Below are 24,918 nucleotides of genomic sequence, written 5' to 3'. Positions count from 1 at the left end.
TTTGTTGTACCACGAATTTAGAAAATACAATACTAAAATCCAATTAATGAAGCTGTTAAAGTTTTATAAATTAGGGAGGAAAGCTGGAGAATTCCATCACCCACGCTTTCTACACTTTTATTGTCTTCCATTTTCCTTTTTTAAATAAGATAAAGGCAACAATGGTAATCAATGTTTCTGCGGCTGGAATTGATATAAAAACTCCTTTGGGTCCCAAGTCAAGATATTTTGATAAAAAATAGGCCAGCGGAATCTGAAACAGCCAGAAACCAAAAAGATTAACCCAGGTAGGGGTCCATGTATCACCAGCTCCATTAAAGGCATTGATCATCACCATCCCGATTCCATAGAAAATAAATCCTATACTCATAATCTGAAGTGCATTTTTAGCAAAATCTTTAATCGCCATTTCCTGAGTAAAAAAACTAACTAAAAAGTTCCCCATAAAAAGGAAAATTAAACTTACCACCAGCATAAAAATGACATTATATTTCACGGTTTTCATCACCGACTGTTCTGCTCTCAGCATTTCATTTGCTCCCATATTCTGTCCTACCAAAGTGGATGCTGCATTACTCAATCCCCAGGCTGGAAGCATAAAGAACATCATCAGTCTTAAAGCAGTCTGATAACCAGCCGATGCATTCTCTCCTCCTGTAGTTGCTACAAGTTCTGCAAGGAAAATCCAACTGCATGAGGCAATGACAAACTGAAAAATTCCGGGAGTTGCAATTTTTATAATGGATTTGATTAATGAATAATTCGGCTTAAAATAAGGAAGTTTAATTCTTATCTGAGTATCAGCAACCAAAAGATGATACAGCTGATAAATAACACCAATACTACGTCCTATTGTTGTTGCCAAAGCAGCTCCCGTTAGTCCCAAAGCAGGAACAGGCCCTAGGCCTTTTATCAGAATCGGACAGAGAATGATATTCGCAATATTCGCGATCCATAAACTTTTCATAGCAATCATAGCATTTCCGGCTCCTCTGAAAATCCCATTAATTAAAAATAAAAGCATAATAATCGTGCTGCTTCCCATCATAATTCTGGTAAAATTCTTTCCATAAGCAACCGCTTCCGGTTTTGAGCCCATCAGAATCAGAATTTCTTCAGCATAAATTACTCCAAGCAAACTTAAAATAAAAGTAATCGCAAAGGAAACGAGTAATACCTGTGCTGCGCTTCTGGAAGCCTGTTCCGGATTTTTTTCACCAATTCTTCTCGCTACCAAAGCTGTGGCCGCCATACTCATCCCAATTGCAATAGAATACATTATCGAAAGTACAGACTCGGTAAGCCCTACCGTTTGAATCGCAAAACCGCTTTCTTTCAGATGGCCGACAAAATAAAGATCCACAAGAGCAAATACGGATTCCATAGCCATTTCCAGCATCATGGGAATGGCTAAAAGCAGTACAGCACTTCTGATATTCACTTTCGTAAAATCAGTTTCTTCACCACTGAATGCTTTTTTCAAAAATTCAATATATTTTGTCATTTCGCAATTAATATTTTATGTAATCCCAAAAATACAAATCCAATTATTAGAAAAACTTAGCAATTGGTAATAAAATTTAATTTAGATTTGTATATTCTTAAAAATTATCCTTATGAAAAAAATAATCTCTACTACTTTTCTATTTGGAATGTTACTGTCCGGCAGCATGTTCTCTGCCCAGAAGATGAGTCAGGAAAAGATGAAAGCCATTTATTCTGATGATATAGCAACATTTAAAAAACAGTTTGCTCCGGGAGATTACAACAAATGTTTTCTTGTGGGAGATATACTTTATTCACCCCTTGGCTTCAGTGTAATGTCTGACAGAAAGAATATTATCAACTTCCTTTTGGACAATAAGGCAAATGTGAATAAAAAATGTCAGAATAAAACACCTCTTGAAGTAGCTGATGAAACAAAAGGCAGTGAGGATGTAAAGAGAATTCTGATCGCAAAAGGTGGTAACAGAATTTAAAAAAATCCAAAAACAATATATGAAACTTCCGAAAGGAAGTTTTTTTTATTTATAAAACCTGCAAAAATCTTATCTTTGCCAACGAAAAATTCAAGGTTCGGAATTGAACCTTAAACATTGAACTTTAAACAAATAATTATGTTTCGATCACACACCAACGGAGAGCTATCTCTGAAAAATCTGAATGAAGAAGTTACACTATCAGGATGGGTACAGACTATCCGTGATAAAGGATTTATGATTTGGGTAGATCTTCGAGATCGTTACGGAATTACCCAGCTGGTTTTTGACCAGGACCGCTCTTCTGCTCAATTGATGGAGGAAGCTAAAAAACTGGGCCGTGAATTTGTGATTCAGGCTACCGGAAGAGTTATTGAAAGAGTAAGCAAAAACCCTAATATTCCAACCGGGGAAATCGAAATTCTGGTAGAAAAACTGACTATTCTGAACGATTCTCAGCTTCCACCTTTCACCATTGAGGATGAAACGGATGGTGGTGAAGAATTAAGAATGAAATACCGTTATCTGGATATCAGAAGAAATCCGGTAAAAGATAAGCTGATCTTCCGCCACAAAATGGCACAGAAAGTAAGAAATTATTTATCTGAAGAAGGTTTTATTGAAGTGGAAACACCTGTTTTGATCAAGTCTACTCCAGAGGGAGCAAGAGATTTTGTTGTACCAAGCAGAATGAATCCTGGACAGTTTTATGCATTGCCACAATCTCCACAAACTTTCAAACAGCTTTTGATGGTAGGTGGGATGGATAAATATTTCCAGATTGTAAAATGCTTCCGTGATGAGGATTTAAGAGCAGACAGACAGCCGGAATTCACGCAGATCGACTGTGAAATGGCTTTCGTAGAGCAGGAAGACGTTATGAACGTATTCGAAGGAATGACTAAGACTCTATTAAAAGACATTACAGGTAAGGAATTCGGAGATTTCCCAAGAATGACTTTCGCAGATGCGATGAGAAAATATGGAAATGACAAACCGGATATCCGTTTCGGAATGGAGTTCGTAGAACTGAATGAACTGGTAAAAGGAAAAGACTTTAAGATATTTGATGATGCTGAATTAGTAGTCGGAATCAATGTAGAAGGGTGTGCAGACTATACAAGAAAGCAGATTGATGAACTTGTGGATTGGGTTAAACGTCCTCAGATTGGTGCTTCAGGAATGGTTTGGGCAAAATTCCAGAATGATGGTGTAAAAACCTCATCGGTAAATAAATTCTACAACGAAGAAGATTTAGCAAAGATCATCGAAAAATTCGGAGCAAAAGAAGGTGACTTAATGTTGATTCTTTCCGGAAACGAAAATAAAGTAAGAGCTCAGCTTTCTGCATTAAGAATGGAACTTGGAAACCGTTTGGGATTAAGAAAAGGAAATGAGTTTGCTCCACTTTGGGTAGTAGACTTCCCGCTATTGGAATGGGATGAAGATACCGAAAGATACCATGCAATGCACCATCCTTTCACGTCTCCAAAACCGGAAGATATCCACTTATTGGAAACTGATCCTGGAAAAGCAAGGGCTAACGCTTATGATATGGTTCTGAACGGAAACGAAATCGGAGGTGGATCTATCAGAATTTTTGACAGAGATCTTCAGTCTAAAATGTTCGATTTATTAGGATTTACCAGAGAAGAAGCAGAAGCTCAGTTCGGATTCCTTATGAATGCCTTCAAATACGGAGCACCACCACACGGAGGTTTAGCATTCGGATTTGACCGTTTGGTAGCGATTCTTGACGGAAACGAAGTAATCAGAGATTATATCGCTTTCCCTAAGAACAATTCAGGACGAGATGTAATGATCGATGCGCCTGCTTCGATTGCTGATGCACAGCTCGACGAATTAGAATTACAATTGAATTTAAAAGCATAAATGTAAAGCGGGGCAAATGCCTCGCTTTTTTTATATTCTTATACAGGAGCCTTAAGTTTACCCTAAACTTCCTGATGCTTTATACTGACAATATTATTTTTGAAAAACAAATAGTAATAAAGTAGTATTATTTAGAATCAAAAAACATTACAAATTCCACTGTAATTTATCAATTTAATAACAAAACAAACTTTACACTAGTGAAATATACATTTTTACACACCATGTCAAATATTCGTGAAATAATCTAATTTAAAATTTAATAGTAAAAATTAAATTAAAACAATTACATTAACGAAATAAATACATTTTTCAAATAAAAAAACAACAAAACAATCATTATATTATGTTATATGTAAATATGATTTTATTAATATATTTACGTTACACAGCTGAATTATAATGAAGACTTAATCAAAACTTAGAAATTGATGTATTTTTATAATCTCATGCGTATGATAATAATATAGCTGTTCATATTTTAAACCTTGATCACCAAACCAATATTAAATAATATGAAAAGCAAACTATTACTATTATCAGGATGCCTTGTTCTGGCACTGAATTCATGTAGGTCAGACATTGAAAATCCTCAAGCTGATTCAATCGATCCTGCAACCACAAAACTCGACAATGCAAAGATTCACAAATTATCTATTGACGGAAAATTCACTTATGTTAATGAAATAAATGGTGAATATTTTTATGCAGAAGATATTACGATCAGCCCCGAACAGTTTAATGTATTACAAAAGCAGGCCAACTCCGGAACATCAACAGCAGAGAAAAGTACCATTGTAAGCTCTTTTATTAAGACATGGCCGAATGCAACCGTCTATTATACATTACCCAGCCAGGGAAGTCTGAGTACCCAGAATTATAATACGTTCCTGACCAATATCAATAAAGCATTTGATATGATTTCTTCACAAACCAGTATGCAGTTTGTTGAACGAACCAACCAAACAGAATATATTACTTTTACCTATACAACATCCAACAGCTCTCCGCTTGGATGGCAGAAAAACAGAGTTAATGGTATTAAAATCTATAATATCACTTATCCGGCAATTATTGCTCACGAAATCATGCATTCGATGGGAATCATGCACGAGCAGTGCCGCCCGGATAGGGATCAGTACATCATTGTAGATGTTAATAAAGCCGTAGAAGGAAGCCGTCATAACTTCAATCTTTACAATGATTACGCAGGACACGGTGCGTTTGATTTCGGTTCAGTTATGATGTATCAGTCTACAGACTTTGCTATAGACTCAAGTCAGCCTGTAATGACTAAGCTGGATGGTTCCACATTCACTAAGCAAAGAACAGGATTGTCTGCAGGTGATTATGCTGGTATCAATCATCTGTACGGACCTGTTAATGCTACTTCTGCCATCAACGGAACGTATACAATGAGAACAGCTTTAGCAAGTGATAAAAATGTAGATGTTTCAGGAAGTTCAACTACAGACGGCACCAGCATCATTCTGTATTCTGCTTCTACAGGGAATAACCAGAGATTTACTTTCACCAAATCAGATCATGGTTACTATACCATCAAATCCGTATTGGATCCTACCAAGGTGTTAACCGTGAAAAGTAATGGGACAACGAATGGAACAGCTGTTGAATTAAGAACCAATGCCAATACGGATTCTCAAAAATGGTTATTATTCAACTTAGGAAATAATGGATTTGGATTTGCTCCGAAGAATGCACCAGCATTGAGATTAGAGGTAAAAAATGGCACAACAACCAATCTTACCCCTATTGTAATCGGAACAACTGATCAAACGCTTCAGCCTTCTACAAAACAACGCTTCATCCTTACAAAAGTTAACTAAATTTCTTCATACAAAAAGAGGTTAGGAAATAAATTTTCTAACCTCTTTCTATTCTATTACTATTTATTAGATTAATTTTAACATCTCATTTCTTCCCGGCCCGGTTGAAAGATAAGCCACAGGAATTCCCAATTCTTCTTCCAGGAATGACAGAAACCCGAGGACTTCTTTTGGCAGCTCAGAAGGACTTTTCATTGCAGAGAAATCAGCATTCCAGCCATTCATCCATTTCAATACAGGTTTTCCATTTTCAGGAAGTAAACCTGAAACATCCACTGTTTTTCCATCTTCCAGTTCATAATGGGTACAGACTGCTACAGATTTTAATCCACTCAAAACATCCGCTTTTGTCAGAACCAGCTGAGTAACCCCGTTGATCATTACCGCATATTTTAAAGCAGGTAAATCCAGCCATCCGGTTCTTCTAGGACGTCCTGTATTGGAACCAAATTCATTTCCTTTCATTCTGAGATCATCTCCAAATTCATCTAAAAGTTCCGTTGGAAATATACCATTTCCCACACGGGTACAATATGCTTTTGCCACACCGTAAATCTCACCGATCTTTTTCGGTGACACACCTAAACCGCTACTCGCCCCTGATGCTGTCGTGGAGGAAGACGTTACATACGGATAAGTACCATGATCAATATCCAGCATCGCTGCCTGAGATCCTTCTGCCAATACCTTTTTACCTTCAGATAAAGCTTTGTTGATATAAATTTCAGTCTCTGTACAATTGAATTTTTTAAGAAATTCCACCGCATCAAAAAACTCTTTACTGATTTCTTCCAAAGCAGGCAAAACAATCATTCCTTCTTCTTCCAGCATTCTGTAATCTCTATCCAGAATATGCTGTGCCCTGCTTTGAAAATCTGATGAAAATATATCTCCTGCCCTCAGGTTCTGTCTTAATATTTTGTTTGAATACGCCTGGGCAATCCCATTTTTTGTAGTCCCGATCGTAGTATACTCACGACTTTCTTCCATGAAAATATCCAGAAGCTTATGCGTTAGCATTACCAGGTGTGCTTTTTTGGAAATAATGATATTGTTTTCCGGCTGAATGGTTTTATCAAATACCTGAAGATTCAGAATTTCTTTTTTAAAACTTACAGGATCAATAACAGTTCCCGTACCGATCACATTCTGTACTCCTTTCATAAAGATTCCTGAAGGAATCATTTTAAGCGTTATTCTGCGCCCGTTTCTTTCAATGCTGTGTCCTGCATTAGATCCGCCGTTAAAACGAGCTGTAATGTCGTAATTTTCACTGATCAGATCAATAAACTTTCCCTTTCCTTCATCTCCCCATTGTAGTCCTAATACAATATCCATATTCGTACTTTAAATTTTATGAAGCAAAGCTATGGCAGTCAGCATGAAACACCATTGCCATTTGACAAAAAGAGATCTGACCAGAAATGAGAAGCTAAATATTAGAGCCTAGAAGCAATTCACAACACTCCCACTTACATCATTAATCAATTATCATCTATCAGTAATAATCTTAAACTATATTTCTTCTGATCCTGCTAAGTGAAGAAGGTGTCACGCCAAGATAAGAAGCCAGCATAGATTGCGGAACTCTGTTGGCGAGGCCGGGATAGTGATTTAAAAAATGAATGTACCGTGATTTCGCATCCTGATTAAGCATGATACTGGCGACCTTCAGTTTATTTTCTACTACAAAGGCATGAATTCTTGCAAATAAAATAGGCCATACCGCAATTTTCTCTTCCAGGATTTTAAAATGCTCACGGTCAATGACCAGCAATACAGCATCGGTAATCGCTTCAATGTCTTCATGCGCTGGCAGCTGATCGGTAAAGCCCTGAAAGTCCCCAATAAATCGTCCTTCATAAATAAAATACCGTGTAAAATCATCACCTTGCTTGTTATAATACAAAGACCGGAAAACACCTTCCTTCACAAAAGCAATTCTCTGACTTACTTTTCCGGCTTCTATGAAAGGATCTCCCTTTTTGACCGTTATTTCCTGAATTCCTTCAGCAATCAACAGCTCGTCCTGAGGATTCAGTGTCCCGAATTTTTTGATATAAGTAAAAAGCTCTTCCATATTTTGATATAACCACGGATTGCGGAAATATAAAGGTATAAAAGTTGCGGATAAAAACAATTGTCATTTGGCAACAAAGTCCATGAAAGGTACCACACGGGCTTCTGTCGGCATATTAATTGCTTGATTTTTAAAAACGTAAGACAATGAAAGCAATTTGGAACGGCGCAATTGGCTTCGGATTAGTCAACATTCCTGTTAAAATTTATTCCGCAACGGAAACCACAAAATTGGATCTCGATATGCTCGACAAATCTGATTTTTCAAACATCCGTTTCAAACGGGTAAACGAAAATACGGGGAAAGAAGTAAAATGGGAAAATATCGTCAAAGGTTATCTCATGGACGACAAATATATTGTTCTTGACGAAGAAGATTACGAAGCAGCAAGCCCTGAAAAAACAAAAATACTTTCTATTGACCAGTTTGTAAAGGAAGTAGAAGTAGACAGTATGTATTTTGAGACTCCGTATTATCTGGAACCTCAGAAAAATGGTGAAAATGCCTACAGACTTTTATTAAAAGCTCTTGAAAAAACTGCCATGGTAGGTATAGGAACTTTTGTGCTTCGTGACAGTGCAGCCATTGGGATGATCCGTCCTTATAATGACGACATACTTGTTTTGAATCGTTTGAGATTTGATCAGGAAATAAGAGACTATTCAGATTTAAAAATTCCTGCCCAAAAAGCTCCGAAACCTGCAGAGTTGAAGATGGCTGTCAGCCTGATTGAGCAGCTTTCCCAGGAATTTGATCCCGCAATGTATAAAGATACCTATTCTGATGAGCTGATGAAGATCATCAAGCAGAAAGCAAAAGGCAAAAACGTAAAAGCCCAAAAAGCGCAGCCTGCTAAGGAAGGTAAAGTGATTGACCTTATGGCGCAGTTAAAAGCCAGCCTGAATACTTCTAAATCCAAATCTGCATCATAATGGCTCTCAAAGATTATCATAACAAAAGAAAGTTCGATGAAACCAGCGAACCTAAAGGAAAAACAAAGAAAAGCAAAGAAAAGTTGATTTTTGTGATTCAGAGACATGCTGCCTCCAGACTTCATTATGACTTCCGGCTTGAAATGGAAGGTGTACTGAAAAGCTGGGCCGTTCCGAAAGGTCCGTCATTAGACCCAAAAGATAAACGTCTTGCCATGATGGTAGAAGATCACCCTTACGACTATAAAGATTTTGAAGGAAATATTCCGGAAGGAAATTATGGTGCCGGACAAGTGGAAGTATGGGACAGCGGAACCTATGAACCTTTGGAGGAGAATTCAAAACTTTCTGATGAAAAAGAACTTCTGAAGGAACTTCATGCCGGTTCTTTAAAATTTATTTTACACGGTAAAAAGCTGAAAGGTGAATTTGCTCTGGTAAAAATGAAAAATACGGATGACAACTCATGGTTGCTTATCAAACATAAGGATGAATTTGCAGAAAGTCCTTATAATGCCGAAGAAAATACTTCGCCAAAATCACTGGTCACTCAATTTTTAGAGGAAAAAAAAAGCCTAAAAATAAGAGAAAAAAAGAAGTCATAACTTCTGAAAAAACCTTCAGGAATTTCAATTCGTTAACGAATGAAAAAAAGCTTAAGTCTTTCATTAAACCCATGCTGGCTAAACTTTCAGAGGAAGCCTTCAATGATAAAGACTGGATCTTTGAAATAAAATGGGATGGCTACAGAGCTATTGCAGACCTCAGCCATGATCCTCCGCTTTTCTATTCCCGAAATGGAATTTCCTTTTTATCTAAATTTGACAAAATTGCTCAGGACTTCGGCCAACAAAAGCATCGTATGATCCTGGATGGCGAAGTTGTGGTCTATAATGAACAGGGAAAGCCTGATTTTCAGCTTTTACAGCAAATTGGGGATAACCCTGGTGCCGCCCTTGCCTATCAGGTTTTTGATATCTTATGGCTCAATGGACATTCTACAGAAGATCTTCCCTTAATTCAACGAAAAGAACTTTTAAAAGAAGCATTAACTGAAACCGAACGGATCAGATATTGTGATCATATTCCTGAAAAGGGCATTGAATTTTTTGAACAAATGAAGAAAATGCAGCTGGAAGGAATGATTGCAAAACGGGCAGACAGTCTGTATGTTGAAAATCACAGAACCACCGATTGGCTTAAAATCAAGTTTTCCAATACAGAAGAGGTCATTATTTGTGGTTTTACAGAACCCAGAGGATCACGGGAAAGCTTCGGAGCATTGATATTAGGAAAATTTATTGATGGGAAGCTTACTTACTGTGGTCATACAGGAACAGGTTTCAATACGGCTTCTTTGAAAGAAGTGTATAAGAGACTTCAGAAAATAATTGTAAAGTCATCTCCATTCGAAACAGCTCCGAAGACCAATATGCCGGTAACGTGGGTAAAACCCGAGCTAGTATGTGAAATCAAATATTCTGAAATTACCAAGGACGGAATCTTCAGACATCCGGTTTTTATCACAATCAGGGATGACAAAAGCCCGGAAGATACTAAAGCTCCATCCTTCACCGAAAAATCTAAAGATATGAATACGAAAGCTTCATCAAAAAAGACAAAGACTTCTGAAAAAGAGAAAGAGATTACCTTAGACAAGCATTCCGTAAAGCTTACCAATCAGGATAAGGTATATTTTCCTGAAGATGGCATTACAAAAGGAGATGTTATTGAATATTATCAGTCTGTAGCACGTTATATTCTCCCTTATTTAAAAAATCGTCCGCTTTCTCTCAACCGCTTTCCCAATGGAATTGAAGAGCAGAGCTTTTATCAGAAAGATGCAGGAGATCATGTTCCTGACTGGATAAAAACCACACAGGTATATTCGGAATCCAATGATAAACATATTGATTATATTTACTGTAATGACAAAGCTACTATGGCTTATCTTAATAATTTAGGCTGCATTGATTTCAATCCATGGAACAGTTCTTTACCAGATCTTGAGCATCCGGATTATCTGGTTTTAGACCTTGACCCTTCTTCAAAAAATACATTTGATGAGGTGATTGAAACAGCACTTCAGGTGAATGAAGTTTTAAAAACTATTAAAATAAAAGGCTATTGTAAAACTTCCGGAAGTACAGGAATTCATATCTATATTCCTATGGGAGCTCATTATGATTTTGACCAGGTAAAAGATTTCGCCCATATTCTCATGAAACAGGTAAACGAAAAACTGCCTAAGATTACCACGTTGGAAAGAAGTCTTCAAAAAAGGGATAACAAAAAAATTTACCTTGATTACCTGCAAAACAGAACGGGGCAGACTCTGGCAAGTGCTTACAGCCTGAGACCTAAACAAGGTGCTTCCGTTTCTATGCCTTTGGATTGGGATGAGTTGAAGCCTGGTGTGAAACCAACAGATTTTACTATTAACAATGCTCTTGACAGAATTAAGGAGAAAGGAGATTTGTTTAAACCAGTATTGGGTAAGGGAATTGATATGATGAAGGCGTTGGAGCTCCTGCAGAATATGGAATAAAATAAAACTCCCACATAGTATAACGCAGGAGTTTCTTAAAAAAATTAAATATAATTATTGATTGTAAATATGCACATCTCTTTGAGGAAAAGGTATTCCGATTCCAGCTTTATCGAGAGCTTCTTTACAACCGATGATTAGTTCTTCATTCATCGTCCAGAAATTTTCAGTGGAAGCACTTACTCTTACAGATACATTGACAGCACTGTCTCCCAATTCAGTAACTACCACTTGTGGAGCAGGTGTTGCAAGAGCATATTGATTATTCTTAATAACATTCATTAAAATATCCTTGGTATGTCTAAGATCTGCATCATAGGCAATTCCGATATCCAGTGATGTTCTTCTTGTACCCAGTTGGGTAAAATTGGTAATACTGTTATTTGAAACTACTCCGTTAGGAATAACGATCAGCTGGTTTTGTGGGGTGATCAGTTTTGTATGAAAAATATCAATAGCATCTACAGTCCCTGAAACCCCTGAATTGGTAGAAATAAAATCACCAATCTTAAAAGGTTTTAATAGTAGAATTAAGATTCCGCCTGCAAAATTTGTTAAGGACCCCTGTAAAGCTAAACCAACCGCTAAACCTGCGGCACCAATCATTGCAACAAATGCAGAGGTTTGTACTCCAAGCTGCGTTACAACTACAATAAACAAAAGAATATTAAGTCCCCAGTTGATAATATTTAAAAGAAAATGCTGCAGTGAAGCTTCCATATTTCTTTTTTTGAAAGCTTTTTCCACCAGTTTCTTAATCATTCTGATCATCCATGATCCGATAAGATAAATTAATAATGCAGAAATGATTGCAGTAAAGATTCTCGGTGCCCATGAAATTGCTGAAGAAATTAAGGTATCCCAGTGTTGTTGAATCTTGTTCAGTTCTAAATCGTCCATTTTATACTATGTGTTTTACTATTTATATCAATGAAGCACTGACATCTTCTGCAGGATCTGAAAAAAAAAAGGAATTCACCTTGCACTGTAGAGTGAAAGTAAATTATATTTTATCCTTAAAAATAGATTGACAGCAGAAAAGAATATTTCTGTTTTACTCAATAATCATTCAGAAATTGAATCTTGCAGGAAGAAATAATTTTTGGGTCATAGAATTACAAAAACGATACCGAAGTGTGAGTGTTTTCAAAGAAAATAATATCAAGAAACATTCTCTAAGGTAATTTTGCAGCCAGACTTTCCGGTAAAAGCCTAAGAATATGGTAGATAATTTTCCACTTAAAATTCGGAACAATGGTAAAGGAATTTCCAGCATTGACAATAAATTTCGCCACATAATCCGGCTCCATGATCAGAGATTCATTCAGTTCCAGCCCTTCGTTGATTTTTGTTCTGATATAACCAATAACCAAGGCATTCACAATTATTTTTCGGAAAGCTAGTTCCTGTCTCAATCCCGCAAGAAACTGAGTAAATGCAGCCTTTGTGCTTCCGTAGACAAAATTACTTTTTCTTCCTCTTACTCCTGACAAGGAAGAGAGTCCGATTATTCTTTCCAGGTTGGTATTGCTTTTATCCATTGCAATAATACTCAGGATAGAAACTCCCCCCATATAATTGACTTCCATCATTTGTCTGGCTCCCTTGAAATCGGTCAGCGCCTTTTGATTGTCTACTAAAAAACCTGCGGAATAAACCACAATATGAGGTTGTACAGAAAGACTGGAATAAAACTGATGATGAGAATCAAAATCTGCAGCATCAAAATACAAAACAGAAACTTTGGAGCGGTCCAGATTGTTTGATCCAATAAAATCATTCAAAGAGTTTGTATTCCTGGAAGCTGCAATTACGGAAAATCCTTTTTCAACATATTGTATTATACATTGTTTCGCTACATCTGAATTGGCTCCCAGAATAAGAACCGTTTTGTTTGTGTTTTGCTTCATGAAGCAAAGATAATTTTTTTATTAAACACTAATTTCACTAATTGCTTTTCACAAATGGACACAATTTTCTCAAACCAGTGTATAAAAAATTGCGGCGGGTGAACAAAGTTCACCCGCCGCAGCTTAATATTTTCAGACTGAATTATTTCTTTTCTTCAGTTGCTGTTTCTTTTTTGTCATCTGCCTTTTCAGCAGTTTTTGCTTTATCTCCAAAACGAGCCTCAGTCATTTCTCTTGAAACTGCAGCTTTTTCGAATTTCAGTTTTCCGGATAATGTTTCGATAACAAAACCGTCATCCTGAACCTGAGCAATTCTTCCGTGAAGGCCTGATGTAAGAACTACTCTTGTTCCCACTTTAAGGTTTTCCTGAAAGTTTTTCTCCTGCTTTTGCTTTTTCATCTGAGGTCTGATCATCAGGAAATAAAATCCTACAAACATTACCCCCATCATGATCAGCATCATAGGTGAAGAACCACCCTGTGCCTGTAAAAATAGTGTCAACATATTTAAAATATTATGGCTGAATGTTCGCCGTGAAAGTTAATCTGATTGGAGCTTTTTCTACATTAGCAAAAACGTCTGCATACTTCTGAACGTTTCCGTCGAAGCTTGAAGAATCGAAGTGTAAAGTAACTTTTCCTTTTTTACCAGGCATGATAGGCTCTTTTGTAAAATCAGGAGCTGTACATCCGCATCCTGGCTTCACTTCAGAAATAATCAATGGGTTTTTACCTGTGTTGGTAATTTCATACACATGCTCTACTTTATCTCCTTTTTTGATTTTTCCAAAATCGAAGCTGTTTTCAGATAAAGCTACAGAAGTAGATGGTTCGTTAGAAACCGGAGCAACTGTTTCACCTGCTACAGGTGCTGCTGCAGAATCAGTGGTAACCGGAGCCGCAACAGCTGCAGAATCAGTAGTTGCAGTTTCAGCACTTTGAGTTTCTTTGTTTTCTTTTTTACATGAAACTAACCCAAAGCCTATAATTGACAAGGCGATAATTGATAACGTCTTTTTCATTTTATATTCTATTTTGATCTTTACAATATTTATCTAAAATACCATTGATGAAGATATTGGAACGGTCTGTCGCAAATACTTTTGCAATTTCAATATATTCATTAATGATCACTCTTGAAGGTGTGAAAGCAAAGTTATCAAGCTCTGCAATGGCTGTTGATAAAATTACTTTATCCATTAGAGAAACTCTTTCCAGATCCCAGTTTTCCAGTCTTTCTTCCAGTTTCTTTTCATTGTTTTCCCAGTTGTTCAGGGTATCTCTTAGCAATTTTGAAGCGAATGTTTTATCTTCTTCATCTTTAATCATTTTGATCAAAGTTCTGCTTTCTTCATCTTCTCTCAGGAAACCGATTGTTTTTTGTACCATTGAATTGGCGATATGGATATCATCATACCATGAAAGTTCCTTATCACCTAAATAGTCATGAAAATCTTCATTTTCAGCAATATACCTTAGAAATAATTTACCTATAAATTTCTGATCTTCTTCAAAAGAATATCCTTCTTCTTTCATGAAATCCTGATAACGTTTCCCAGCAGTAATTCTCTGGAAAGTTTTTACCAATAAATCATCATGCATATCCCATTTCAACTGCTTGTGCTGCCCTGTAAAAAATAATCTTTCAGGATTTTCTTCCAGCTTAAGCAATACCTGGTTGTTGATGAATTTTTGGTTAGGATTAATATCAGCATCAGTTTTAAGAAATTTATTCTTACCAATTTCGATCTGATTTTCTGCCAAATCTTTCAAACCCACCAAAAAGTTGAGCTGATAGATGTATAGATAATAGATTTTCTCTATCCCGGCAAACATGTTTTTCTCTAAAACATCAAATTTTACAGGATTTTGGTAGTAAGAATACACGGTCTGTACTACTTTTTCACGGATTTGTCGTCTTCCTAACATTCAAAGAGCTTTTTTATGGCTGCAAAGATACGAAATTTAAAATTGATGAAATTCGTAGTGTGATGACATTTTTGTAATTTTGTGCAACTATATGAAAGCGCTTAAAACCTTAAACCCCTATTTTTGGAAACACAAAATACTATTGTTTTGGGGGATACTCTTTATCATTGCCAGTAATTTCTTTAATATATATAAGGTTCAGTTTGTAGGAAAATCTGTGGATGAACTTACAAAAAATGGGAATCTTGGCTTTAACAATCAGGTTCTGATTTATGTTGGAATTATTGTAGGATGTTCTCTTTTAACCGGATTCTTTACCTTTATGATGAGACAGACCATCATTGTTGCATCCAGAAGAATAGAATACGAACTTAAAAATAAAATCTACAGACATTATCAGGATCTATCTTTAACGGATTATAAACTAACTACTATCGGAGACTTGATGAACAGATTAAGTGAAGATGTGGTGGCAGTAAGAATGTATCTTGGTCCCGGGGTAATGTATGTAGCCAACCTCATTGTACTGGTAATTATTACAGCTATTTACATGGTAAAAACGGATGCTTCCATGACGATGTGGACTTTACTTCCACTTCCTATTTTATCTTTTGCCATTTATAAGGTAAGTTCTATTATCAATAAAAAATCAAAGATCATGCAGAAAAGCCAGTCTGCGATTTCAACTTTTGTTCAGGACAGTTTTTCCGGAATCCGTGTGGTAAAATTTTTCGCCAGAGAAAAATACATTGAAAAAAACTACGGAATCAAAGTCACCGATTATCAGAATAAAGCTTTAGATCTTGCCAAAACAGAAGCCTATTTCTTCACCATTATTCTTTTTGTCATCGGATTATTAAATGTTGCTATTATCTGGATTGGAGGTACAAAATATATTGCCGGAGAATTAAGCATTGGTAAGATTGCTGATTTCTTTATGTATATTAACACCCTGATTTTCCCTTTTTCCATGGTAGGTTGGGTAACTTCTGTCAACCAGAGAGCTGAAGCATCCATGCAGAGGATCAATGAATTTATGGATAAAAAATCGGAGATTATTAACACTAATTTTGAAAACTATCCAATCAAGGGAGATATAGAATTCAGAAATGTCTCTTACGTATATCCAAATACAGGAATCAAAGCCCTGGACAATCTAAGTTTTAAAGTAAAAGCCGGAGAATCATTAGCTATTATGGGGAAAACCGGTAGTGGAAAATCAACAATTGCCTTGCTATTATGCCGATTAATAGATCCTACAGAAGGGGAAATTTTAATTGATGGTAAAAACCTGAAAGACCATAATCTGGAGAACTACAGAAACTTTATCGGATATATTCCTCAGGAGAGCTACTTATTCTCTGATTCTATTGAAAATAATATTGGTTTTGCCATTGATCATCCTTCTCACGAGAAAGTAGTAGAGTATTCCAATATTGCAGATGTTCACAAAATATTATAGAGTTTAAAGACCAATATAAAACACTTGTAGGTGAACGCGGAGTCATGCTTTCGGGAGGGCAAAAGCAAAGAATTTGTATCGCAAGAGCCTTAATTAAGGATCCTAATATCATTATTTTTGATGATTCTCTTTCCGCTTTAGACACAGAAACGGAGCAGAATATTCTGGAAAATATTGACAAAAAAATCAGTAACGCAACTTCCATAATTATCACACACAGAGAGTCTAGCGCACAAAAAGCCAATCAGATTATCAACCTAACCGAAATTGCCAATTCTGTAACCGCTTTGCCATTTCATTCTCAATTGTTAAATAAATCATAAAAAAATTTTGTGATTAAAAGAATTCTTTTATATTTGTTCTTAACAAGATTAAAAAATATCTAACAATGAGTGAATACAAGGAACGCCATGAAAATGAGATTTTCACGAAGGTGTTAAAAGCAGGGAGAAGAACTTATTTCTTTGATGTGCGCGAGACGAAAGCAGGAGATTATTATCTTACAATCACTGAGAGTAAGAAGAATTTCGGAGAGAATGGGGAAGCTACATTCGAGAAGCATAAAATTTACCTTTACAAGGAAGATTTTAAGAGTTTCCAGGAGATGTTTAATGAGTCCACAGATTTCATCATTAATGAAAAGGGTGAGGATGTAATTTCAGAAAAACATGACAAAGACTTCAAAAGCAGATCTTACACAATAGATTCTGACGACGAGGTTTAAAAAAGAATATCTAAAAACACAAGCATCTGAAAAAGATGCTTTTTTATGCGCTAAAACTATCTATGCATAAAAAAACGGGCTGAAGTCCGTTTCTATTGAATCTTATGATGAATATTTATTTAAAAAATTTCTCATATACATCTTGTTATCTTACAAATATTTCTTTTTTATCTTCGCTTTTAAAGGATGTAGATCTCATAAAACTGAACAATACATCTGACAACTCATTCTGACAAGGACCAGACTGCTTACTGCTGTTAGTGTTTTGGATAACTTTGGCTGCAGAAAACATCACTATGCCACCATCTTTTCTAAAAGTAACCAGTTTATCATTTTTTGAATAAGATCTATATCATATCTAATGCCGTCAAACATATTTTTATATTAAGATTGAGCATAAGATTGTAGAACAAATAATAACGTGTAAATTAAGATTTTTTCACAGTAATAGTTTTGATTTTGAAATCATTTTAAAGATAATTATTCTGTATGATTCCGGTTAGACAAATATAAAAGTTTCAATCATCAATCCATGAATTTATTTTAAAGGATCAAAGAATACCATTTTTATGCGTTGGCTCAAGATTATAAACTTAATACGTGAAAAATTTTAGAGAAAAAAGTAAAAAAAGAAACTTTCAACGACTGCTGAAATTAGTACAAAATAAAAAGTACACTTTCAAAAAGTGTACTTTCTTTGGGTGAATGATGGGTCTCGAACCCACGACCTTCGGAACCACAATCCGACGCTCTAACCAACTGAGCTACAATCACCGTTTTCTGAGTGCAAATATAGGACAATTTCTTCAACTACCAAACAATTCCATCAAAATTTTTCAAAGAAATTAATCTTTCAGACGTAAAGCCCTCAGCATAAGCAACTCCCGATAACCGCCCTAAATCCTGTGCCCGGTACGTTAAGCTTTCATAAAAGTCTTTTGTGGTAATGGGAGTCTCAGGTTCTTTAGAAGTTGGGTCATAAAACTGAGTTTTGTACGCCATACAAGCTTCCAGTTTTTTAGGCAGGTATTCTGAAATGTCAATAACAAATTCTGGTTTAATATCTTTCCACTGAATATAATGAAAAATATGTTTTGGCCTCCACACTTCCTGAGATTCGCCTTCCATTACGGTTTCAATTTTTCTCAGTCCGGACAAAAAGCACGCATCCGATACTAATTTCGCTCCTTTTGCGTGATCCGGGTGTCTATCATCAATTGCATTAGCCAAGACGATTTCTGGCCTGTATTTGCGGATCATTTTTACAATCCTCATTTGATATTCTTCGGAATTTACCAAAAATCCATCTTTCATTCCAAGATTCTCTCTTGCGGAAAGCCCAAGTATTTTGGCTGCATCTGCTGCTTCAGTCTTTCTGGTTTCATCTGTACCTCTTGTTCCAAGCTCTCCCCTGGTAAGATCTACAACAACGCATTTTTTTCCTTCAGAAACCATTTTAGCAATAGTTCCGCCACATCCAAGTTCTACATCGTCAGGATGTGCACCAAAAGCAAGTATATCAGTTTTCATAAACTCAAAGATAGGATTTAAAATAAAAACTTCCCAAACATTACGCATGGGAAGTTTTAATATTTATAATTTAAATTTTAAATTACTTGTTGATTTCTGCATTTAATTTCACGGCATCCTGATAAGTAGGGTCTAGCTGTAAAGATTTAGCTACATAATCTTTTGCTTTTGCCATATCAGAATCTTTACTCATATATGCTACTGCAAAGTAAGCGTAAGCAAGGGTCTGTTTGTTAGCTTCCTGATCAGCAGGTTTTACTGTGCTGATAAATTTCTCATAAGCCAATTTTGCTGCTTCATTGTTTCCTGCCTGCTGGTAAGAATATCCCTGGCTGTAATAAGCCGGAGCCCAATCAGGAAGAAGTGCTGACATTTTTTGCCATGTAAGAATTGCTCCATTCCAGTTTTTAACATCCTGATAAGCTGTTGCTAACTTAAATAATGAATCAGAATCCTGGCTGTTGGCAGCAACTTTCTGTTTCAATGCTTCAATTTCAGGATTAGTAGGTCCTTTGTCAGCTTCTGCCTGAGAAACTCCACCACCACCTGCGATGTTTGCTAATTCAAGATCCCACTTCATTGTTTCATCCTTAGCAGCTTTTGCAATACCTACTTTTTGCTGAGCTTCAGCCATTAAAGCAGATTTTTTAGCTGCATCTTTTTCATCTTTTGCTAAACCGGCAGCAATAAGCCCCTGTAAACCTTGGTCTGCAGGCAATACTCTTGTTTTCTCTGCCTGAGAAACGAAAGTATCCATATTTTGCTTGGCGTCTGCATAATTTCTATCTGCATATGCATTATAAGCTCTCAATTTGAATTTGATAGGATCATCAATTTTATCAAAAATCTTATCTAATACCATTTTAGAGTTTGCATAATCTTCATTCGTGAAATATAGTTTTGCAATTTCTAATTGGGTATATGGATCTTCATCAGCATATTTTGTATAGTTGATAAGATCTTGAGTAGCCTTTGCATTTTGCTGGTATCTGATATCGTAACCAGCCAATGCTTTGTACGCAGGAGCGTATGTAGGATCTACAGCAATTGCTTTATCAACGCTTTCTTTCGCTTTTTGCCACACTTGAGCAGCCATCCATAAAGTAGCCATTCTCGTGTAAACTGAAGCTTTATTTTTTGCTACAGGTAACGCCTTGTCGTAAGCAGACATGGCTTCTCCCGGAGATCTTTTCAATCTGTAAGCGTCTCCTAATGTATAATAATAATGTGCAGGAACTCCTTTTTTCTCAGCTTTCTCGATAGCTTTAGTCAAAAACTGAATAGCAAGATCAGGTGAACTGTTTTTCTCGAATAGAGTTAAAGCTTCTGCTGCTCTGAAAAGAACTTCAGCATCTTTTTCTCTTGAATCAGTAACTACTTTCTGAATTTCAGCAATGGCATTTTTATCACCTTTACCCAATTTAACAGCAGCTAAACCAATTTTGTTCAGATAGCTTTTACCATCAGCCGCTAAGCCTTTATTGAAATTTTCAGTTGCTTTAGCGTAATCTGGCTCTCCTTGTCTTAAGAAAGTATTTCCTAAATAGAAGTAGTTATCAGCTGTGGGCTCTTTAGCGATCATTTCAGTGAAGTTTGTTTTTGCCTGCGCAAATTTATCACTGTCTATACTGTTGATACCATCCTGCAATGTCTGTGCAGAGGCAAAACCGGTAAAAAATACCACGGCTGCTCCAAAAGCAATCTTCTTTACATTCATATTCATTATATCTTTCATTTTATATTTTCAAATAATTGAGTTTTATTCTACACAATTTTCAGACCAAATCAAAATTTTTAATGAGGATAAATTGTGAATTTAATATTTTTTAACGCATCTGCACTTCTCTCTTATAAATATTATAAGGTTGCAACCCTTCTTTCTGTACAATTTTTTGACCTAAATGGGTACATGAAAATCTTATAAATCCATTGGCAATATTAAAATTACCCTCGTTAATCAGGAAATAAAGCACTCTTGTAAACGGATATTTCATTGTACGAAGTCCTTCAAAATCCGCATTGTATAATTTTCCTTTCTCAACCACAGGAAGAATCTTTACCATTTCTCTCAATTTTTCAGACGTTTTATCATAAGGACGGCTAAAAGTATTCAATCCAATAACGCCTATTTTATCGGGATATTTTCCTAACTCTTCTATAATCTTCTGATTTCCCGGAATAATGGAAAATTTCATGTCTTTTGGCTGTTTTTTTAATTTCTCAGCAACAAAATTCAGGTTACTGGAGTTCGTTCCATCAAAAATAAATTCCTTTTTATCAGACATCAACCCGCTATTGATTTCTTCTATTGAAATACTTTCTTTCGGAGAATCTTTAGGAACAACAAAAACTACTGCATCTGCAGCAAATTTAGCAGGAAGAAACTTTAAATCTGTTCTTTCCTCATATGTTTTTATTTCTTCAGGATTAAGATTTCTGGACATTACTACCACTTTAGCACTTCCTTTCAAAAGATCAAGAAGTCCTAAATCTTCTTTCTTGGTTTCTACTTTGATGTGTGTCTCAGGATAGTTGATCATATAGCCGTCAGCTAATGCTTCTGTAACGCTTTGAAAAGATTCGTCAGTAAAAATTGTAAGATCACCTTTGTGATAAGAAGGAGTGTTTTTCTCCTTTTTGCAGCTTGCAAGCATCATAGTCAATACAAAAATTACTGCAAGCTTGAAACTATTCTTCATTTCTCGATTTTTTAATTCTTGAGATCGCCCTGTAAATTCTAAAAATACCATAAATAATAAGCACCACTCCCAATGCATAAGCAACAGCTGGCTCTAAAATAGTAAAGAAGAATTTGTAGACAATCACTACAATTCCTAAAACGATATAAAACAATCCCGTAACCAGGGATAACCAATTGAACATCATGTAACAAAAATACCAAAAAAATAAAAAGAGAAGCATAAGCCTCTCTTTTTATTTATATTTTGAATAAATAAGTCTTATTCAAAGTTCATAGTAAATGGTACGCTATAGTAAGATCTAACGCTCTCCCCGTTTCTTTTCGCAGGAGTCCATTTTTTAAGTTTCTTAACTACACGCATCGCTTCACTGTTGAAGTCGCCGTTTGGAGATTTCTCTTCAATCGTTACATTCGAAACAGTACCGTCTTTTTCTACAACGAACTTAAGCTTCGCTTTAAGTGTTCCTTCACCTCCTTCCATCAAAGAAGTATCAAAGTTATCACCCAGGAACTTTCTCAATGCTCCCATACCTCCAGGATATTCTGCAGACTGGTCAACATCTTTATAGATCTCGTTAGGGTTGTTCGCTTTCACTTCTACTGTACTAGCTTTAGTACCTGTAGATGGTGGTGGCGGTGGTGGTGTATAAGCCGGAGCTTTTACCCCCTCCTGATTCTGTAAACCAGTTGTAGTTTCCAACTGCTTAGAAATCGGTGGTGGTGGAGTTTCAATTTTCGGAGCTTTTACAGGCTCAGGAACTACGTTCTGAATTACCTCAATTTTCTCCTCTTCTTTTGGAGGTGGAGGTGGTGGAGGTGGTTCTTCTTCTTTAGGCTGCTCAATAATCGGATCTTCTTCGATAATATCTACAAGATCTGCCTTCACTTCCTGCTTAGGCGGAGCTGTAAGATTTTTAATCGTAAGATAGATGAACGGAGACAAAGCTGCCAAAAGGAATAATGCTGTTCCGATAATAAAAGACTTGGTTAAAAGTCTCGGATACTGATGTCTAAGATCATAGGCACCATATTCCTTGTTTCTATTTTCAAATACGATCTCGTCTAAAGTAAGATTCTGACCGTATACATTTTCATCTGCCATAGATTAGATATAACAATTTTATGGTTAAATTACTTTGTAGCAGCAGCCGGTGCAGCAGCACCTCCTACTTTTTTCTCATAAATAGCTTTCTCCCAAGGTTTGATATCAGTAACCCCGTACTGCTCACTTTTGGTAATTGCCATTTCATCAAGAATATCAACAAAGTTCTTATATACAGCATCGTCAGTTGGCTTAATGATCACGGTAAATTTCGTTTGATCTGCAGCTCTAGATTTTGCCTGCTGAATTACTTTTCTAATTCCTTCTCTGTCAAGAGTAGTTTCCATAAGAGTTTGGTCATTCAAGGATGTAGCATCCTGCTGGTGCCAGAAAACTCTATTATTTTTTCCTAATAAGATAGAAATTGAGTTAGAAAGTTTAATTTCTGTTGGAGGTGGTTTTTTTGTTTCATCTTTCGGTTTAGCCGGAAGACCCAAATCCATAACGTTCGGTTTACTGAACGTAGTTGTGAACATAAAGAAGGTAATCAATAGAAAACCCAAGTCCACCATCGGAGTCATATCGACTCTGGTGTTTTGCTTCTTGGAACGGACCTTGCCGCCCTTGCCGCCTTTTTCTTGTACTTGTACTTCTGCCATTTCTATCGATATTATTCGTTAGGTTTACCTTCTTGTGATGTAATCAACCAAAATTTAAGAAAATCAATATCTCTTAAACCCTCAAATAGACTTTTAACTTTAGGATATTCTGTTGTAACGTCACCTTTAATCGCCAACTTGTAGTCAGGGTTAACGCTCAAACTTTCTTTTACCCAATCAATTAATTGCTTATTTGTACTGTCCATAGGAATACCTGTAGGACTCTTATAATTTTTCTGCTCATCTGCAGGCAGATCCAAATACCCTTTAAGTTGGTTCATTGGAACTCCAATTGCCTGAATTTTCTGGAAAGCAGCTTTTTGGTTGTTGTCAAAAGTAATCCCATACTTTTGTCCCATTTTATCCAAAAGAGCAAGTCTTTCTGATGCATTTTCTACTGGCTGGAAATAGAATTTTCCGTCCGGAGTAGCGTTGATAGTCATTAAACTAGCATCAGGAAGCAATTTTTCCGAAATTGAAGATGGCGGTTTGATCTGCTCCACGTCAGGTTTTTTAAACTGAGTGGTCAAGATAAAGAACGTAAGAAGTAGGAACGCAACGTCACACATTGCGGTCATGTCCGTTACTACTCCATGTCTTTTAGGTTTGACTCTCGCCATTATTATAAAATATTTTTAATTAAACTTCTTTTAATTGCTAATGCAAATATCTTGCTAATTCTTAGTTGAATTCAGCGAAAGACTGTTGGATACTCATAGAGATCTCGTCGATCTTGTAAGTTAATCCATCAATTTTAGATGTAAAGAAGTTATAAAGGATAATAGCGATTGCTGAAGTACCAATACCTAATGCCGTGTTAATCAAGGCTTCAGAGATACCTGTAGATAGAGCAGCAGCATCTGGAGTACCACCTCCTGAACCTAATGCAAAGAATGCCTTGATCATCCCGATTACTGTTCCAAGTAGTGCGATTAGGGTTGCAACTGTACCTAGAGTAGAAAGGATCATCATATTTTTCTCAAGCATTGGCATCTCAAGAGTAGTAGCTTCTTCGATAGCTTTGTTAAGCGCTACCATTTTCTGCTCTTTATTTAATGTAGTATCGTGAGAAAGTGCTTTATAAGTAGTAAGACCTTCTTTTACTACGTTACCAACAGAACCTTGTTGTCTGTCACACTCTTCGATAGCTTCGTCGATTTTGTTTTGGTTTAGTAAGCTTCTTACCTGTACAACAAAGTTGTCTAAGTTTCCTTTTCCAGCTGCTTTACCAAGAACGAAATATCTTTCAAAAGAGAAAACGATTACAGTAATCATGAAAGTAATCAAGATTGGTACGATAACCCCTCCTTTGTAGATAATACCTAAAAACGATTCTGGGTGAATGTCTTTTCCTTCAACACTTGAAAAAGCTACAGAACCACTTCCTAGTTTTTCTGCATCCTTAAAGTTTCCTGGGCTACCAAGAACGAATAAATAAATACATACTCCTATAGCAAATAGAATAGGAATAATAACAGCTGGATTTAAACCTCCTGCCTTTCTAGCAACTACTTGCTCATCATTTTTTGAAACATTCATTTCCATATTTAACTAAATTATATTGTTTTAAAATTTTACAGGGTGTAAATTAAAGGCAAAATTAATTAAAATGCAAGAGTCTTAATTAAACATTTTGCTTTTTTTTGATAAAGAAATTTTAATACGATTTCGAAATAATAATT

At 36.1% G+C, this 24,918-nt stretch carries 23 protein-coding genes, 1 tRNA gene and 1 pseudogene; 8 read left to right on the top strand and 17 right to left on the bottom strand.

Translation table 11 applies throughout. From position 1 onward, the window contains the following. Positions 1-109: 109 nt before the first annotated feature. Entirely contained in the window at positions 110-1,504 is a 1,395-nt protein-coding gene (locus tag KBP46_RS17745) for an MATE family efflux transporter (RefSeq protein WP_216443810.1), read from the bottom strand. 112 nt (positions 1,505-1,616) lie between these two features. Between KBP46_RS17745 and KBP46_RS17740 the strand changes: the two genes are divergently transcribed. The 3 genes from KBP46_RS17740 to KBP46_RS17730 all read left to right on the top strand — a co-directional run bounded on the left by KBP46_RS17740 (position 1,617) and on the right by KBP46_RS17730 (position 5,719). Next, positions 1,617-1,979: an ankyrin repeat domain-containing protein gene (locus tag KBP46_RS17740; RefSeq protein ID WP_120232733.1), complete on the top strand. Its 363-nt coding sequence runs from the start codon at positions 1,617-1,619 to the stop codon at positions 1,977-1,979. 138 nt (positions 1,980-2,117) lie between these two features. Next, positions 2,118-3,872, top strand: coding sequence for an aspartate--tRNA ligase (gene aspS / locus KBP46_RS17735; RefSeq protein WP_062675775.1), 1,755 nt, complete (start codon positions 2,118-2,120; stop codon positions 3,870-3,872). A gap of 515 nt (positions 3,873-4,387) precedes the next feature. Next, a complete protein-coding gene (locus KBP46_RS17730) occupies positions 4,388-5,719 on the top strand; it encodes a M12 family metallopeptidase (RefSeq protein ID WP_062675774.1) in 1,332 nt (443 codons plus the stop codon). A gap of 66 nt (positions 5,720-5,785) precedes the next feature. On the opposite strand, the gene KBP46_RS17725 is transcribed toward KBP46_RS17730, so the two are convergent. Both KBP46_RS17725 and KBP46_RS17720 read right to left on the bottom strand, forming a co-directional pair. Beyond that, a complete protein-coding gene (locus KBP46_RS17725) occupies positions 5,786-7,057 on the bottom strand; it encodes an adenylosuccinate synthase (RefSeq protein WP_216443809.1) in 1,272 nt (423 codons plus the stop codon). A 172-nt stretch (positions 7,058-7,229) separates the two neighbouring features. Beyond that, on the bottom strand, positions 7,230-7,799 hold the full coding sequence (locus KBP46_RS17720) for a Crp/Fnr family transcriptional regulator (RefSeq protein WP_062675772.1): 570 nt from the start codon (positions 7,797-7,799) through the stop codon (positions 7,230-7,232). Positions 7,800-7,945: 146 nt separating this feature from the next. On the opposite strand from KBP46_RS17720, the gene KBP46_RS17715 reads away from it, so the two are divergent. From KBP46_RS17715 to ligD, 3 genes are all read left to right on the top strand, one after another. Beyond that, positions 7,946-8,731: a Ku protein gene (locus KBP46_RS17715; RefSeq protein ID WP_120232730.1), complete on the top strand. Its 786-nt coding sequence runs from the start codon at positions 7,946-7,948 to the stop codon at positions 8,729-8,731. Further along, on the top strand, positions 8,731-9,336 hold the full coding sequence (locus tag KBP46_RS17710) for a DNA polymerase ligase N-terminal domain-containing protein (protein ID WP_062675770.1): 606 nt from the start codon (positions 8,731-8,733) through the stop codon (positions 9,334-9,336). The genes KBP46_RS17715 and KBP46_RS17710 overlap by 1 nt, the downstream gene beginning before the upstream one ends. 71 nt (positions 9,337-9,407) lie before the next feature. After that, positions 9,408-11,279: a DNA ligase D gene (gene ligD / locus KBP46_RS17705; protein WP_216443808.1), complete on the top strand. Its 1,872-nt coding sequence runs from the start codon at positions 9,408-9,410 to the stop codon at positions 11,277-11,279. Positions 11,280-11,333: 54 nt separating this feature from the next. Here ligD and KBP46_RS17700 read toward each other — a convergent pair whose 3' ends face one another. The 5 genes from KBP46_RS17700 to KBP46_RS17680 all read right to left on the bottom strand — a co-directional run bounded on the left by KBP46_RS17700 (position 11,334) and on the right by KBP46_RS17680 (position 15,118). Continuing rightward, on the bottom strand, positions 11,334-12,179 hold the full coding sequence (locus tag KBP46_RS17700; protein ID WP_062675768.1) for a mechanosensitive ion channel family protein: 846 nt from the start codon (positions 12,177-12,179) through the stop codon (positions 11,334-11,336). Between the two features lie 275 nt (positions 12,180-12,454). Continuing rightward, positions 12,455-13,189, bottom strand: coding sequence for an SDR family NAD(P)-dependent oxidoreductase (locus KBP46_RS17695; protein ID WP_216443807.1), 735 nt, complete (start codon positions 13,187-13,189; stop codon positions 12,455-12,457). A 142-nt stretch (positions 13,190-13,331) separates the two neighbouring features. Continuing rightward, positions 13,332-13,694, bottom strand: a complete 363-nt coding sequence (yajC, locus tag KBP46_RS17690; RefSeq protein WP_062675766.1) for a preprotein translocase subunit YajC — start codon at positions 13,692-13,694, stop codon at positions 13,332-13,334. Positions 13,695-13,704: 10 nt separating this feature from the next. Beyond that, on the bottom strand, positions 13,705-14,211 hold the full coding sequence (locus KBP46_RS17685; RefSeq protein ID WP_079243321.1) for a DUF1573 domain-containing protein: 507 nt from the start codon (positions 14,209-14,211) through the stop codon (positions 13,705-13,707). A 1-nt stretch (position 14,212) separates the two neighbouring features. Further along, on the bottom strand, positions 14,213-15,118 hold the full coding sequence (locus tag KBP46_RS17680) for a transcription antitermination protein NusB (RefSeq protein ID WP_062675764.1): 906 nt from the start codon (positions 15,116-15,118) through the stop codon (positions 14,213-14,215). Between the two features lie 91 nt (positions 15,119-15,209). On the opposite strand from KBP46_RS17680, the pseudogene KBP46_RS17675 reads away from it, so the two are divergent. Next, positions 15,210-16,903: pseudogene (locus tag KBP46_RS17675) on the top strand (ABC transporter ATP-binding protein). Between the two features lie 65 nt (positions 16,904-16,968). Then, positions 16,969-17,304: a DUF3276 family protein gene (locus tag KBP46_RS17670; RefSeq protein ID WP_002976288.1), complete on the top strand. Its 336-nt coding sequence runs from the start codon at positions 16,969-16,971 to the stop codon at positions 17,302-17,304. Positions 17,305-18,003: 699 nt separating this feature from the next. Here KBP46_RS17670 and KBP46_RS17665 read toward each other — a convergent pair. From KBP46_RS17665 to KBP46_RS17625, 9 genes are all read right to left on the bottom strand, one after another. Further along, positions 18,004-18,079 (bottom strand) — tRNA-His (locus KBP46_RS17665). Between the two features lie 35 nt (positions 18,080-18,114). Then, positions 18,115-18,834, bottom strand: a complete 720-nt coding sequence (bshB1, locus tag KBP46_RS17660; protein WP_216443806.1) for a bacillithiol biosynthesis deacetylase BshB1 — start codon at positions 18,832-18,834, stop codon at positions 18,115-18,117. 82 nt (positions 18,835-18,916) lie between these two features. Then, on the bottom strand, positions 18,917-20,569 hold the full coding sequence (locus KBP46_RS17655) for a hypothetical protein (RefSeq protein WP_216443805.1): 1,653 nt from the start codon (positions 20,567-20,569) through the stop codon (positions 18,917-18,919). A gap of 91 nt (positions 20,570-20,660) precedes the next feature. After that, positions 20,661-21,533 carry a PstS family phosphate ABC transporter substrate-binding protein gene (locus KBP46_RS17650; protein ID WP_062675758.1) on the bottom strand — a complete coding sequence of 291 codons (873 nt, stop codon included), beginning with the start codon at positions 21,531-21,533 and terminating at the stop codon, positions 20,661-20,663. Then, the gene (locus KBP46_RS17645; RefSeq protein ID WP_171006307.1) at positions 21,523-21,720 is read right to left on the bottom strand and encodes a DUF308 domain-containing protein; all 198 of its coding nucleotides are present in this window, start codon (positions 21,718-21,720) and stop codon (positions 21,523-21,525) included. The genes KBP46_RS17650 and KBP46_RS17645 overlap by 11 nt, the downstream gene beginning before the upstream one ends. Before the next feature lie 74 nt (positions 21,721-21,794). Further along, on the bottom strand, positions 21,795-22,637 hold the full coding sequence (locus KBP46_RS17640; RefSeq protein ID WP_062675757.1) for an energy transducer TonB: 843 nt from the start codon (positions 22,635-22,637) through the stop codon (positions 21,795-21,797). Positions 22,638-22,666: 29 nt separating this feature from the next. Beyond that, the gene (locus KBP46_RS17635) at positions 22,667-23,236 is read right to left on the bottom strand and encodes a biopolymer transporter ExbD (RefSeq protein ID WP_062675756.1); all 570 of its coding nucleotides are present in this window, start codon (positions 23,234-23,236) and stop codon (positions 22,667-22,669) included. 11 nt (positions 23,237-23,247) lie between these two features. After that, positions 23,248-23,856 (bottom strand): biopolymer transporter ExbD, encoded by a 609-nt coding sequence (locus KBP46_RS17630; protein ID WP_062675755.1) that lies wholly within the window; start codon positions 23,854-23,856, stop codon positions 23,248-23,250. 61 nt (positions 23,857-23,917) lie between these two features. Further along, positions 23,918-24,781, bottom strand: coding sequence for a MotA/TolQ/ExbB proton channel family protein (locus KBP46_RS17625; RefSeq protein ID WP_034693032.1), 864 nt, complete (start codon positions 24,779-24,781; stop codon positions 23,918-23,920). Between the last annotated feature and the right edge of the window lie 137 nt (positions 24,782-24,918).

Source organism: Chryseobacterium sp. PCH239, from assembly GCF_018924625.1.
GTDB lineage: Bacteria > Bacteroidota > Bacteroidia > Flavobacteriales > Weeksellaceae > Chryseobacterium > Chryseobacterium cucumeris.
Note: the sequence above shows the minus strand (reverse complement) of the source record. Positions and strands in the feature narration are given on the sequence as shown.